The following is a 14,001-nucleotide window of genomic DNA, read 5'->3' as shown; positions in this document are numbered from 1 at the left end:
AGACGATGTATAACGAATCTCCAATTATCAGACGCAAATCTAGCCGCATTTATGTCGGCGATGTACCGATTGGTGACGGCGCACCTATTGCCGTGCAGTCGATGACAAATACTAACACCAACGATGTGGCTGCCACAGTGGCACAAATTAACGCATTAGAAAAAGTCGGCGCCGATATTGTTCGTGTATCCGTACCCACTATGGATGCTGCAGAAGCGTTTAAGCTTATCAAGCAACAAACCAACATACCGTTAATTGCAGATATTCATTTTGATTACCGTATTGCCCTTAAAGTGGCTGAATATGGTGTCGATTGTCTGCGTATCAATCCAGGTAATATTGGCAACGAAGAGCGTATTCGCAGTGTGGTTGAATGCGCGCGTGACAAAAATATCCCCATTAGAATAGGGGTGAACGGTGGTTCATTAGAGAAAGAACTAATGGACAAATACAAAGAGCCTACACCTCAAGCGCTATTTGAATCTGCGATGCGTCATGTTGATATTCTCGACCGTCTTAACTTCGATCAATTTAAAGTCAGCGTTAAAGCATCAGATGTATTCTTAGCGGTTGAGTCATATCGTTTGTTGGCTAAGCAAATAATACAACCACTTCATTTAGGCATCACTGAAGCGGGCGGTGCGCGTGCAGGATCGGTTAAATCGGCTGTTGGCTTAGGTATGTTACTGGCTGATGGTATTGGCGACACATTAAGAATATCGTTAGCGGCTGATCCTATTGAAGAGATTAAAGTGGGCTTTGATATTCTTAAGTCATTGCGCATACGTTCACGCGGAATTAACTTTATTGCTTGTCCGTCATGTTCTCGCCAAGAGTTCGATGTTATCTCTACGGTTAACGAGTTAGAGCAACGTCTTGAAGATATTGTTACCCCATTGGATGTTTCTATCATCGGTTGTGTGGTCAATGGTCCAGGTGAAGCGCTTATCTCCGATATTGGCCTGACTGGCGGTAACCGCATGAGCGGCTACTACAAAGACGGTGTGCGTCAAAAAGAGCGTTTTGACAATAACAATATTGTTGATTCGCTAGAAGCTAAAATTCGGGCAAGAGTCGCCTTGAGTGAAGCAAGAATTCCAGCGCAAGATGTAACTAAGTAAACAGCTTGATAGTCACAAGTGAGCTTGGCTTGCTTGTGATTTTTTATGGGTAAAAACACCCATTTTACGTTTAGTATCGAAACGCCTATAATGCAGGGCGTTTTTTATTTTCAAACAGCAAATTTGGCGAATCGAACAGTGGCAAAACAGATCCAAGCGATCCGCGGAATGAACGACATTCTGCCGACCCAAAGTCCTATATGGCAAAAACTTGAAACCGTTCTTAGAGAGACTGTCAGTGCATACGGTTACAGCGAAATCCGTACACCTATCGTTGAAAGTACTGACCTTTTTAAACGTTCAATCGGTGAAGTTACTGATATTGTTGAAAAAGAAATGTATACCTTCGAAGACCGTAACGGCGACAGCTTATCGTTACGTCCAGAAGGTACCGCATCAACGGTACGCGCCGGTAATGAACACGGTTTACTGTATAACCAAGAGCAACGTCTTTGGTATATGGGTCCTATGTTCCGTCATGAGCGCCCACAAAAGGGACGTTACCGTCAATTCAATCAATTTGGTGTTGAAGTCTATGGCATCGCCAGTGCTGACATCGATGCTGAAGTATTAATGCTATCTGCCATGCTTTGGGAAAAGCTGGGGATTTCCGAGCATGTCACACTTGAGCTAAACACCTTAGGTGATAGCGAAGAGCGTGCAGCATATCGAGATGCTTTGATTGCCTTTTTAGAGCAACATAAAGATGTGCTAGATGAAGATAGCCAACGCCGTATGTACAGTAACCCGCTTAGAGTTTTAGACTCTAAAAATGCTGCTGTTCAAGCTTTGTTAGGCGATGCACCAGCGTTGATGGATTACTTAGGCGAAGAGACTCGTTCACATTTTTCACATTTATGTGAACTCTTAGAGGCTGTTGGCATCCAATACACAATCAATCCTCGTCTAGTGCGCGGCTTAGATTACTATAACCGCACCGTGTTTGAGTGGGTGACATCAAGTCTAGGCTCACAAGGCACAGTTTTAGCTGGCGGCCGTTACGATGGTTTAGTGGGTCAACTCGGTGGTAAGTCAACACCAGCAGTCGGCTTCGCTATGGGTCTAGAGCGTATTGTGTTATTGCTAGAAACTCTCGAGCTAGATAAAGATGTTAAACCAGCCGTTGATGTCTATGTCACCGCGATGGGTGATAACTGCCGAGTTGAAGCGATAAAGGTTGCGCAAGAGTTAAGAGCAAGTTTGCCGAGTTTGAAAGTGATGAGCCATTGTGGTGGTGGCAACTTTAAAAAACAGATGAAGCGAGCAGATAAAAGCGGTGCTGCTGTGGCACTTGTGATTGGCGAAGATGAACTTGCCAATAATCAAGTGGCAGTAAAGTACCTTCGTGAAGATAAAGCACAAGAATTAGTTGCCCGAGAAGCGTTGGCGACTTATATTGCAGAACTGATTTAAAAGGGGAAGTACACGTGGAAGTCTATAGCACAGAAGAACAACAAGTAGATGCTATCAAACAGTTTTGGAAAGATTACGGTAGTTCAATTGTCGTAGGTGCTGTTGTCGGTTTAGGTGGATTATTTGGTTGGAACTATTATTCCGACTATCAGTTAGCTCAAGCTGAAGCCGCTTCAGAGTCTTTTCAGGCACTAAGCAGTCAAAATACAGCTGATGCAGCAATGCTAAGCGCTGCAGATACGTTTGCTAAAGAACATGGTCAAAAAGGCTATCAGTCTTTATTAGAGCTTATGGTCGCTAAGTCAGCCGTTGAAACGGGTGATTTGGAAAAAGCCGAAGCCACACTTAAAAATGTGATTGCGGTTAATGCCGATAGTAGCATCGTGCTTGTAGCAACCATGCGTCTTGCACGCGTGCAAGCAGAGCAAGGTCAATATGCGACAGCGATTACTACGCTTGAGCAGATCAAAGATGTTGCTTCAGCAGCACAAAGAGATGAATTAAAAGGTGATTTCTTGGTTCGCCAAGGTGAAACCGACAAGGCTAAGCTTGCCTATCAAGCTGCAGTAGAAAATGGTGGCACTATGAGTAGTCCAACATTGCAAATGAAGCTTGATAATTTGAACAAGGCATAAGGAATCTGCCCATGAAGTCTTGGTGCAAAACACTATTCGCATGTGGATTGAGCATAGGAATGCTGTCTGCGTGTGCATCGAACGATGTTGAGGAAGAGCCCGTTTCTCCGCTTACAGAAATTGAAGCAAGCGTTTTTCCAGAAGTCACCTGGAGCGCTAATGTCGGTGCTGGTGTGGGTGATTATTATTCACGCCTACGTCCAGCGGCGCGTTATGATAAAATTTTTGTTGCTGACCGCTACGGTAAAGTCGTTGCTTTTGATGAAGCCACAGGCAAAAAAGTGTGGGATAACGATTTTAGCTCAATCTTTAGAGATAACATTCTCGCTAAAAACAAAGGCGCACGTTTAGCCGGTGGTGTTACCGCGGCACGAAACAAAGTCTTTGTCGGTGGCGAAAGTGGCCTTGTTGCAGCATTTGATGCTGAAACAGGTGAACCTGTATGGCACGTTATTGCAGGCGGTGAAGTGTTATCAGCCCCAACGGTTGGCGACGACTTAGTTGTGGTTAATACCGGTTCAGGTACGTTAGAAGCTTTCAATGTTGATGATGGCGAAAAACGTTGGGTTTATGAAAACCAACTGCCAACATTAACTTTACGCGGCACAGGCTCAGCAGCTTATGATGCGGGTGGTTTCTTTGTAGGTACTGCTGATGGTAAAATCGCAGTAGTGATTAAAACCAACGGTCAGGCTGCATGGGCACAAGCGATTTATACGCCAGCTGGCGGTAATGAGTTTTCTCGTATGGCTGACGTTGATATGAAACCCTTGCTAGTGGGTGAAAACCTCTACGCAGTGAGTTACAACGGTAACCTTGTCTCAATGGAGATGCGCACGGGTCGTGTTGTTTGGACGCGTAAGTATTCAAGCTTTCATGAGTTAGCTTATTCAGGTGCAAGCTTGTTTGTTGTTGATGACCATAGCCGTATTTACTCTGTTGATAGACGAAATGGTCTAGAGTTATGGAATAATGTTGAGCTAGCAAACCGTAATTTAACCGCGGCAGTGTCGTTTAAAGACTACGTCGTTGTGGGTGATTTTGAAGGTTACCTACATTTTTTAAACAAGTCTGATGGTAAAATAGTCGGGCGTGTTCAAGTAGATAGTTCCGGTTTATACAGTCAGCCACTTGTTGTTAAAGACAACTTGTATGTGCAGACTCGTGACGGACAAATAGTTCGAGTTACACTTCCGTAAGCCGAATTGTTAGACATGATAAGGCCCCTGGATGTGTATTCCGGGGGCTTTTTAGTTAATAGAAATGAGTAATAGAGGCAATTAAATGATTCCTGTTGTGGCCCTTGTTGGGCGACCGAATGTTGGTAAGTCGACCCTTTTTAACAGACTTACCCGTACCAGAGATGCCTTAGTGGCAGATTTTCCTGGGCTAACTCGGGATCGTAAGTACGGCCGAGCGCACTTGTCTGGCTATGAGTTCATTGTGGTTGATACTGGTGGTATCGATGGCACTGAAGAGGGGATTGAAACCCGTATGGCTGAACAGTCGTTAGCGGCTATTGAAGAAGCTGACGTAGTCCTGTTTATGACTGATGCTCGCGCAGGTTTAACCGCAGCCGATTTAGCGATCGCGCAGCACCTACGTAGCCGTGAAAAAACCACATTCGTAGTCGCCAACAAAGTTGACGGCGTCGATGCCGATTCAGCGTGTGCTGAATTTTGGTCGTTGGGTCTTGGTGAAGTTTACCAAATGGCCGCGGCGCAAGGTCGTGGTGTAACGAACATGATTGAGTACTCTTTAGCACCTTACGCGGAAGCGATGGGGATCACCAAGCAGGGTGAAGGCGAAGAGGACGAAGAAGAGCGTGAATACACGGAAGAAGAAGCCGAAGTTGAGCAGAAACGTCTACAAGACTTACCGATCAAACTTGCTATTATTGGTAAGCCTAACGTAGGTAAATCAACGCTAATCAACCGTATTTTAGGTGAAGAACGCGTTGTTGTGTATGACGAGCCAGGCACCACCCGCGACAGTATTTACATTCCAATGGAACGTGAAGGTCGTGAGTATGTGTTAATTGATACTGCAGGTGTTCGTCGCCGCAGTAAAGTACATGAAACGGTTGAGAAGTTCTCGGTTATTAAAACCTTGAAAGCCATTGAAGACTGTAACGTGGTACTGCTTATTATTGATGCCCGCGAAGGTATTGCTGAGCAAGACTTAGGTCTACTTGGTTTTACACTTAACGCTGGTCGAGCACTCGTTATTGCCGTCAACAAGTGGGACGGAGTCGATCAAGAGATAAAAGAACGTGTTAAGAGCGAACTCGACCGCCGTTTAGGCTTCATCGACTTTGCCCGTATTCACTTTATCTCTGCATTGCACGGTACCGGTGTTGGCCATTTATATGAGTCAGTTGAAGAAGCATACGACAGTGCAACTAACCGCGTAAGCACGGCAATGTTGACGCGTATTATGCAAATGGCACAAGACGATCACCAGCCTCCATTGGTTAGAGGTCGCCGTGTGAAGCTTAAATACGCTCACGCTGGTGGTTACAACCCTCCTATTGTAGTTGTTCACGGTAACCAGGTTAAGAAGCTACCTGATTCATACAAGCGCTATATGATGAACTACTACCGTCGTTCACTTAAAGTGATGGGTACACCGATCCAGATCCGTTTCCAAGATGGTGAAAACCCGTTTGAGGGCATGCACACTAAGAAGCTGACAGTAGGTCAAGAGCGTCGTCGTAAACGTATGACGTCTCATATCCGTGACAAGAAGAAAGAAGATTAATTCTTTGCTTTTTGCTCTTTGCTTGATAGCAAGTTGATACTAAAAGGAACCCTAGGGTTCCTTTTTTGTTGCTTGGGGTTTAAAGGTTAGCTTCTGTTTTTACAAAAGAGTTTGATTGCTTATGGCTGTAAAACTCAGGAGTGGGCGAAGCACCACGACTTTGATTTTCAAACGAAGTTTGATTAGCTGTACGTTAATTTTCAAACGAATTTTGAACATGCCTTCTCAAGTGAAGATAGAATCTGCAACAGGTTACCCCACCTCAATAACCGTCGAGCTCACACTTCCATCTCGCAAACGTGTGGTCAGCGTATCACCTACAATAGTGTCGTCAGCCGCCTGTAGCACCTTACCTTCGCCATTTAGGGTAATACTATACCCTCGGCTTAATGTCGCCAGTGGACTCACTGTGTCTAACTGCTGAGCGCGATGGGCGATACGTTGCTCGCTCATGTTTAACTTATCTGTCATTAGCGCGGTGAGTTTGTCGCCCAAATAGCTTAAACGTTGGCTCTCTAAATCTAATCGATGTTGCGGCGATTGATTGTCGAGTCGGCTACTGAGTTGTTGCTGCTTTAACGTCAAACCATGCAGTTTTGATTGCATCGCTTTTTGCAGTCTTAATTGCATCTCATCAAAGGTTTGTTCATAGGTTTGCAAGCGGCGCTGCGGATCTTGCTTTTGCAGGTGGTGCTCTGCGGTTTGCAGTCGACTTTGCTGCTTTAACTGATAATGCTGCCAACTTTGCTTTAAGCGTGACAATACTGCGGTGAGCTTTTGCGCTTTGTTGTCGGCATCGTTTGATAATAGCTCGGCACCGGCGGATGGGGTAGGGGCACGAAGATCGGCGACATAATCACTGATGGTCGTATCGACTTCATGACCGACGGCGGACACTACTGGAATGCCACTGTTGTAGATAGTGTGTGCTAACCCTTCGTCGTTAAAGCACCACAAATCCTCTAATGAGCCCCCTCCACGGGTGACGAGCAGTACATCAACTTCAGCGCGGGTGTTGGCGAGGTTGATGGCGCTGCAGATACTTTTCGCGGCAGCAACGCCTTGCACTGGGGTTGGGTAGATGATGACTTCCACTGAGGAATCACGCCTTGCTAATACATGCAAGATATCGCGAATAGCCGCGCCAGTAGGGGAGGTGACCACGCCTATTCGTTGAATGTTTTTGGGTAATGGACGTTTAGTGTCTGCAGCAAACATGCCTTCGGCCGCGAGCTTCATCTTTAACGCTTCATACTGCTGAGCTAATAAACCGTCACCTGCGGGGAGCATAGATTCTATGAGTAGCTGATAATCGCCTCTTGGCTCATAAACGCTAATATTGCCCTTAACTAATACTTGCTGACCATTGACCGGACGAAAAGTCACTGCTTGATTGCGGCCTTTAAACATGGCGCAGCGTATCTGCGAAGCATTGTCTTTTAAGGTCAAATACCAGTGGCCAGAACCGGGGGCGGCAAAATTTGAAATCTCAGCATTTAGCCAAATTCGGCCCAACTGTCCCTCAAGGAGCTGTCTTACTTCACCATTGAGCCGAGAGACCGTGTAAACGTTGTTTTTTGCGGTTTTCATGATTATTTCACACTAAATGCTAATTAATGCCTATTTTCCATTTACCAACCCAGATATGCAAGGTATAATCTCGCCGCAATATTTCACCTCTAAATCCTACTCTCTTGGGGAGATGTTGCATGTTAAGATTGAAGAAAGAAGCGCTAACGTTTGATGATGTGTTGCTAGTTCCTGCGCACTCCACCGTCCTCCCAAATACTGCCGTTGTCAAAACACGTCTAACCAATACGATAGAACTAAACACGCCTATAGTGTCAGCTGCGATGGATACCGTCACAGAAGCACGCTTAGCAATTGCGATTGCTCAGGAAGGTGGTTTAGGATTTATTCATAAAAATATGACGATTGAGCAACAAGCTGAAGAAGTGCGCAAAGTAAAAATTTACGAAGCGGGCATTGTTCAACAGCCAGTCACTGTAACGCCAACCACCACCCTTGCCGATCTTAAAGTTCTCACGATTAAAAACGGTTTTGCGGGTTACCCAGTCGTTAATGACGCACACGAACTTGTCGGTATTATTACTGGCCGTGATGTTCGCTTTGTTACTGATTGGAGCCGTACTGTTGATCAGGTGATGACCCCTAAAGATCGCCTTGTGACCGTGCCTGAAGGCACCAAGCTTGATGAAGTTCAAACGCTGATGCATTCTCACCGTGTTGAGAAAGTACTTGTTGTTGACAGTAACTTTAAGCTTAAAGGTCTTATCACGGTTAAAGATTTCCAAAAAGCTGAGCGTAAGCCTAACGCCTGTAAAGACGAATTAGGTCGATTACGTGTTGGCGCTGCCGTTGGCGCTGGCCCAGGTAATGAAGAGCGTGTTGACGCACTTGTTATCGCCGGTGTTGATATACTGCTTATCGATTCATCTCATGGTCACTCTGAAGGCGTTCTGCAGCGTATTCGTGATACCCGTGCCAAATACCCTGACTTACAAATTGTTGGCGGTAACGTTGCCACAGCTGAAGGTGCATTAGCACTGGTTGAAGCGGGCGTTAACGCGGTTAAAGTCGGTATTGGCCCTGGTTCTATCTGTACTACTCGTATCGTCACCGGTGTTGGTGTGCCGCAGATTACTGCTGTTTCTGACGCTGCTGCCGCGGTTAAGCACCTTAATATCCCCGTTATTGCCGATGGCGGTATTCGCTTCTCTGGTGATTTGGCTAAAGCACTCGCTGCCGGTGCATCATGCATCATGGCGGGTTCTATGTTTGCAGGTACTGATGAAGCACCAGGCGAGACTGAGCTATATAACGGCCGCGCTTATAAGTCATACCGCGGTATGGGCTCTCTTGGCGCAATGACGCAAACACAAGGTTCGTCTGACCGTTATTTCCAAAGCGATAACGCTGCAGACAAATTGGTGCCAGAAGGTATTGAAGGTCGCGTTGCTTACAAAGGTAAGCTTAAAGAGATCATTCACCAGCACATGGGCGGTTTGCGTTCATGCATGGGCCTAACGGGCTGTGCGACCATTAAAGATCTTAATGAAAAAGCAGAATTTGTGAAAATTACCTCAGCAGGTATGGGCGAGTCTCATGTGCATGATGTGACTATCAGCAAAGAAGCGCCGAACTACAGTTTCGGCTCGTAAGGTTTGAAAAGGCGACTGTGACTGTCGCCTTTTATTTATGTGGACATTGGCTAGCCTCATCGCGACGCAAGACCTCTACGTAAGATTAAGAATTTAGTTAAATATAAAGATAAGGTACCCCATGAACAATATTCATGAGCATAAGATCCTCATCCTCGATTTTGGATCTCAATACACCCAATTGATTGCCCGCCGTATTCGTGAAATCGGTGTTTATTGTGAACTTTGGGCTTGGGATGTTTCCGAAGAACAAATTCGTGAATATGCACCCAACGGCATTATCTTAGCCGGTGGTCCAGAAAGTGTGACTGCAGACAGCTCTCCTCGTGCACCAGAATATGTATTTAACGCAGGCGTTCCAGTACTGGGGATTTGTTACGGCATGCAAACCATGTCTGAGCAGCTTGGCGGTAAAGTGATTCAAGGTGTGGGTGAAGGTGAGTTTGGTTATGCGCAAATAGAAATTCAAACCGAATCAGCATTGTTCAAAAGCATCGAAGATGCGGTCAGTGACATTGGTAAGCCTCTGCTTGACGTATGGATGAGTCACGGCGACAAGGTATCTGAAATTCCTGAAGGTTTTGTTACTGTAGCAAAAACCGAGACATGTCCGTTTGCCGCGATGGCGAATGAAGACAAAAAGTTCTACGGCGTGCAGTTCCACCCAGAAGTGACTCACACTCGTCAAGGTAAGCGCATGCTTGAGCATTTCGCCCTTGAGATCTGTGGCTGTGATGCTAACTGGAAACCGTCTTCAATTATTGAAGATGCCATTGAGAAACTTAAAAAACAGATCGGTAACGATGAAGTTATCTTAGGTTTATCGGGTGGTGTTGATTCATCGGTTGTGGCTATGCTACTTCATCGTGCGATTGGCGATAAGTTGACTTGTGTGTTCGTTGATAACGGTCTTTTACGTTTAAACGAGGCTGAGCAAGTGATGGATATGTTTGGCGATCACTTTGGACTTAACATTGTTCATGTGAATGCTGAACACCGTTTCTTAGAACAAATGGCTGGCGAAGCGGATCCTGAAGCAAAACGTAAAATCATTGGTCGTGTTTTCGTTGAGATCTTCGATGAAGAATCAAAGAAATGCGCTAATGCAAAATGGCTTGCTCAAGGCACTATTTACCCTGATGTCATTGAATCTGCTGGTAGTGCCACAGGTAAAGCGCACGTGATTAAATCACACCATAACGTTGGCGGTTTGCCAGACGATATGGAAATGGGCCTTGTTGAGCCACTGCGTGAGTTATTTAAAGATGAAGTGCGCAAGATTGGTTTAGAACTCGGTCTGCCGTATGACATGCTTTATCGTCACCCATTCCCAGGACCGGGTCTTGGTGTGCGCGTGTTGGGTGAAGTAAAGAAAGAGTACTGTGATTTATTGCGTCTAGCGGATGCGATTTTCATTGAAGAACTGCACAGTGCTGACCTTTACAACAAAGTGAGCCAAGCGTTCACTGTGTTCCTGCCGGTACGTTCTGTTGGCGTGATGGGCGATGGTCGTAAGTACGATTGGGTTGTGTCTTTACGTGCGGTAGAAACTATCGACTTTATGACAGCTCATTGGGCGCATTTACCGTATGATTTCTTAGGTCGCGTATCTAATCGAATCATCAACGAAGTTGACGGCATTTCGCGTGTTGTCTACGACATTTCAGGTAAGCCACCTGCAACGATTGAGTGGGAATAATCCGTAACGGATAACGCCTAACTGTTAGTCAAAATAAAAACGCGCACATAGTAATATGTGCGCGTTTTTTTATTAGCGCGATTTGTAAGCGAAACAAACCGATGTTTCTTATACTAATTTAACGGATTGGGATTGATTAGCAGGAGCTAGCCTATGCGTTATAGAGCTGAAATCGATGGTTTAAGGGCGGTTGCCGTTATTCCCGTTATCTTATTTCATGCTGGCTTTACTCAGTTTAGCGGTGGTTTTGTGGGGGTCGATGTATTTTTTGTCATTAGCGGCTACCTGATCACCAGTATTATTTTGGCTGAACTCGAGCAGGACAAATTTAGCATTATTAACTTCTATGAACGCAGGGCCAGAAGGATTTTACCGGTGCTGTTTTTTGTCATGTTTTGCTGTATTCCTTTCGCCTGGCTATGGTTAATGCCGCTGGACCTTAAAGACTTCTTTCAAAGCATTGTCGCAGTATCTACTTTTTCGTCTAATATCCTCTTTTGGCTAGAGAGTGATTATTTTGATACCGCCGCCGAGCTAAAACCCTTGTTGCATACTTGGAGTTTAGCGGTTGAAGAGCAATATTATATTTTCTTTCCTTTGTTCTTAATGATGTTATGGGGTAAAAGCAAACGTGTCATTCTTGGCGCATTGGTGCTGATTTTCTTGGCTAGTTTATCTTTAGCACAATGGGCAGCATATAATGCGCCGTCAGCAAACTTTTACTTGTTGCCTACGCGAGGTTGGGAACTACTCATCGGTGTTTTTGCGGCGTTTAGCCTCCAGCAAGAGAAATATAAGTTATTGCCAGAAAAGCTGAATAACCTGCTGAGCATATTGGGTTTGCTGTTAGTGCTATTTTCAATTTTCATTTTCGATTCCACTACTCCCTTTCCAAGTTTGTACGCGTTAATTCCCACTCTTGGAACGGTGTTGATTATTCTGTTTGCCAAAAATGGCACCTTGGTGCAGCAGCTTTTAAGTCGGCAGTTTTTTGTCGGTATTGGGCTGATAAGTTATAGTGCTTATCTATGGCATCAGCCTATATTTGCATTGGTTAAGTATCGCAGCTTTACAGAACCCTCACATTGGCTGATGCTGTCTCTGTGTATTGCTATTGTTGCTCTGTCATACCTGAGTTGGCGCTTTGTTGAGGTCCCTTTGAGGAATAAGCAGACCTATAGTCGGCGATTTATTTTCACCAGTGGTGGTGTGTTGACGGTGGCATTTGCAATGACAGGCCTATTGGTAGATGCAAATCAGCTCTATAAATCCAATGATGCTGACTCGAACTTAATGGTGAAATCTTATCAGCCGGATAATCGACAGCTTGGCGCCAATAGCTGGAGCCAACTGCGCACTCTCAGTGGTAATAAGGATTATGGTGTTGATAAGAACAGCTATGACAGGACTCAGTGGTTTGACACTAAAGATGACCGAAAGCGTTTATTGATAGTGGGGAACTCGCACTCTAAAGACATTTTTAATGTGCTTACGAGTAGCGTCATCACCCAGCGCCAATTTCAAATAGCACGTTTCGGCACTCAGATAGGTAACATCGATGAGACTTTTTATCGTTCACCCAATTACCTCTTGGCCGATGTTGTGATGTTCGCATCTCAGTATAAACCTGCCGATCTTATTGAGCTCGAAACCATCGTTACCCGTTCGATTGCGGATAATAAAAAACTAATTTTAGTCAAAAATATTTATGAATTTGAGGAGTTTGGTCAGCGTACCTATGCAGACTTTCTATTTCACTTATTGCTAAAGGAGCGAGGTGGTAACAATGTTTCTAGCCTCGATATTACTAAAATCAATCAGAAACATTTTGAGCAGTTTTCTGACCGAGAATTTAAGCAGTTTACCCTGCAGGCAAATATGACCTTAATTAGGCTTGGGGATAAATACCCCACTGTTAGGGTGCTCGATAGAATGGATTATGTTTGCAATAAGCGTAAACAGCTCTGTTACGCCATTAATGATGATTATCAGAAATACTTTTATGACTATGGTCATCATACTGTGGCTGGGGCGACATTCTTTGGTGAACGGGTTGATGAGGTGAAGTGGCTAGAGAGCATTTAGTGGAGGGCTGAGGGGGGAAATTGTTACTTGTAACGAATTAAAGCTTGGTATAATGACGATGAAAGTAACCAAGCTAAGTGTTTTAGTCGCATTGGAATGATGTCACATAGCATTGAGCGGTTTTATAACGTAATAGGGGCACCGATTGTCACAGCAGGAACAAGATAGCCGTTTTATGAAGATGGCGATGGAGATGGCCACTAAGGCTGAAGAAAAAGGTGAGGTGCCCGTTGGTGCGGTATTAGTCAAAGAGGGTGAAGTGATAAGTGCCGGTTTTAACTTTAGTATTGGCTTGCATGATCCCAGCGCCCATGCAGAAATGCAGTGTATTCGCCAAGCGGGTAAAGTATTAGAAAATTATCGCCTAATAGATAGCACCTTGTATGTAACATTAGAACCTTGCGCTATGTGCGCTGGCGCCATTGTGCATTCAAGGATTAGTCGGTTGGTGTTTGGTGCCAATGATGAAAAAACCGGTGCTGCGGGGACGGTGATTGATATCGTACGTCACAGTGCGTTTAATCATCAGGTGGAGGTGACATCTGGTGTGCTCGAAACCGAATGTGCTGAGCAGTTAAGTGCCTTTTTTAGGCGACGTAGAAAAGAGAAAAAAACCGCTAAAGCCCTAGCTAAACTAGATGCTCTGCAAGCGATACCGGCCAAATTAAATAAATGATCTATTTATTCATGTGGCAAAATGGGTTTATACAAGGCGTGAATTGCAGCATCTCGTTATTCTCATCCACAACACCATAGAAGTACATCTTCCCCATCAACAATGGCCGGATACCTAATGCGATGGGTATCACTCAGAAGGGCGAATAAAAACGAAGAACTGTTTTTGTCTATTTAAGGTTTTTAAATGGCGCGTTTTCAGCTGTGTACGGCGACGTGCTGCAATATTATTAATCGCTTTCTTTCTCATGTGAACTCCTGAACTTATGGTGAGTAACTAAGGGCCGTTGGTCTTTCACTACTAGAGTGCGTTACGATCTTTCACTTAATTATTGTACTAAAATCATTCATCTTTACGGTAAAGAGTCGAACAAAAACTAAGCTCGAAAGATCTACAGCCACGATTCTAACGTTATCAGATGAAGCTTTAA

At 44.8% G+C, this 14,001-nt stretch carries 10 protein-coding genes; 9 read left to right on the top strand and 1 reads right to left on the bottom strand.

The window, feature by feature from the left end; genetic code table 11:
* Window positions 1-5: 5 nt before the first annotated feature.
* From ispG to der, 5 genes are all read left to right on the top strand, one after another.
* A complete protein-coding gene (ispG, locus tag CXF83_RS16525; protein WP_101093357.1) occupies window positions 6-1,121 on the top strand; it encodes a flavodoxin-dependent (E)-4-hydroxy-3-methylbut-2-enyl-diphosphate synthase in 1,116 nt (371 codons plus the stop codon).
* A gap of 138 nt (window positions 1,122-1,259) precedes the next feature.
* Window positions 1,260-2,534 carry a histidine--tRNA ligase gene (gene hisS, locus CXF83_RS16520; protein WP_101093383.1) on the top strand — a complete coding sequence of 425 codons (1,275 nt, stop codon included), beginning with the start codon at window positions 1,260-1,262 and terminating at the stop codon, window positions 2,532-2,534.
* Between the two features lie 14 nt (window positions 2,535-2,548).
* The gene (locus CXF83_RS16515; RefSeq protein WP_101093355.1) at window positions 2,549-3,169 is read left to right on the top strand and encodes a YfgM family protein; all 621 of its coding nucleotides are present in this window, start codon (window positions 2,549-2,551) and stop codon (window positions 3,167-3,169) included.
* Window positions 3,170-3,180: 11 nt separating this feature from the next.
* Entirely contained in the window at window positions 3,181-4,368 is a 1,188-nt protein-coding gene (bamB, locus tag CXF83_RS16510; RefSeq protein ID WP_101093353.1) for an outer membrane protein assembly factor BamB, read from the top strand.
* An 85-nt stretch (window positions 4,369-4,453) separates the two neighbouring features.
* Window positions 4,454-5,929: a ribosome biogenesis GTPase Der gene (gene der / locus CXF83_RS16505; protein ID WP_101093351.1), complete on the top strand. Its 1,476-nt coding sequence runs from the start codon at window positions 4,454-4,456 to the stop codon at window positions 5,927-5,929.
* 252 nt (window positions 5,930-6,181) lie between these two features.
* Here the strand turns inward: der and xseA are convergent, their stop codons facing one another.
* Window positions 6,182-7,519: an exodeoxyribonuclease VII large subunit gene (gene xseA, locus CXF83_RS16500; protein WP_101093349.1), complete on the bottom strand. Its 1,338-nt coding sequence runs from the start codon at window positions 7,517-7,519 to the stop codon at window positions 6,182-6,184.
* A gap of 119 nt (window positions 7,520-7,638) precedes the next feature.
* Here xseA and guaB point away from each other — a divergent pair, with 119 nt between their 5' ends.
* The 4 genes from guaB (at window position 7,639) to tadA (ending at window position 13,571) form a co-directional block, all read left to right on the top strand.
* The gene (guaB, locus tag CXF83_RS16495) at window positions 7,639-9,111 is read left to right on the top strand and encodes an IMP dehydrogenase (protein WP_101093347.1); all 1,473 of its coding nucleotides are present in this window, start codon (window positions 7,639-7,641) and stop codon (window positions 9,109-9,111) included.
* A 121-nt stretch (window positions 9,112-9,232) separates the two neighbouring features.
* Window positions 9,233-10,810, top strand: coding sequence for a glutamine-hydrolyzing GMP synthase (gene guaA / locus CXF83_RS16490; RefSeq protein ID WP_101093344.1), 1,578 nt, complete (start codon window positions 9,233-9,235; stop codon window positions 10,808-10,810).
* Between the two features lie 153 nt (window positions 10,811-10,963).
* Window positions 10,964-12,895 (top strand): acyltransferase family protein, encoded by a 1,932-nt coding sequence (locus tag CXF83_RS16485; RefSeq protein WP_101093342.1) that lies wholly within the window; start codon window positions 10,964-10,966, stop codon window positions 12,893-12,895.
* A gap of 145 nt (window positions 12,896-13,040) precedes the next feature.
* Entirely contained in the window at window positions 13,041-13,571 is a 531-nt protein-coding gene (tadA, locus tag CXF83_RS16480; protein ID WP_101093340.1) for a tRNA adenosine(34) deaminase TadA, read from the top strand.
* The last annotated feature ends 430 nt before the right edge of the window (window positions 13,572-14,001 follow it).

The sequence above is a fragment of the Shewanella sp. Choline-02u-19 genome, assembly GCF_002836205.1.
Classification (GTDB): domain Bacteria; phylum Pseudomonadota; class Gammaproteobacteria; order Enterobacterales; family Shewanellaceae; genus Shewanella.
Note: the sequence above shows the minus strand (reverse complement) of the source record. Positions and strands in the feature narration are given on the sequence as shown.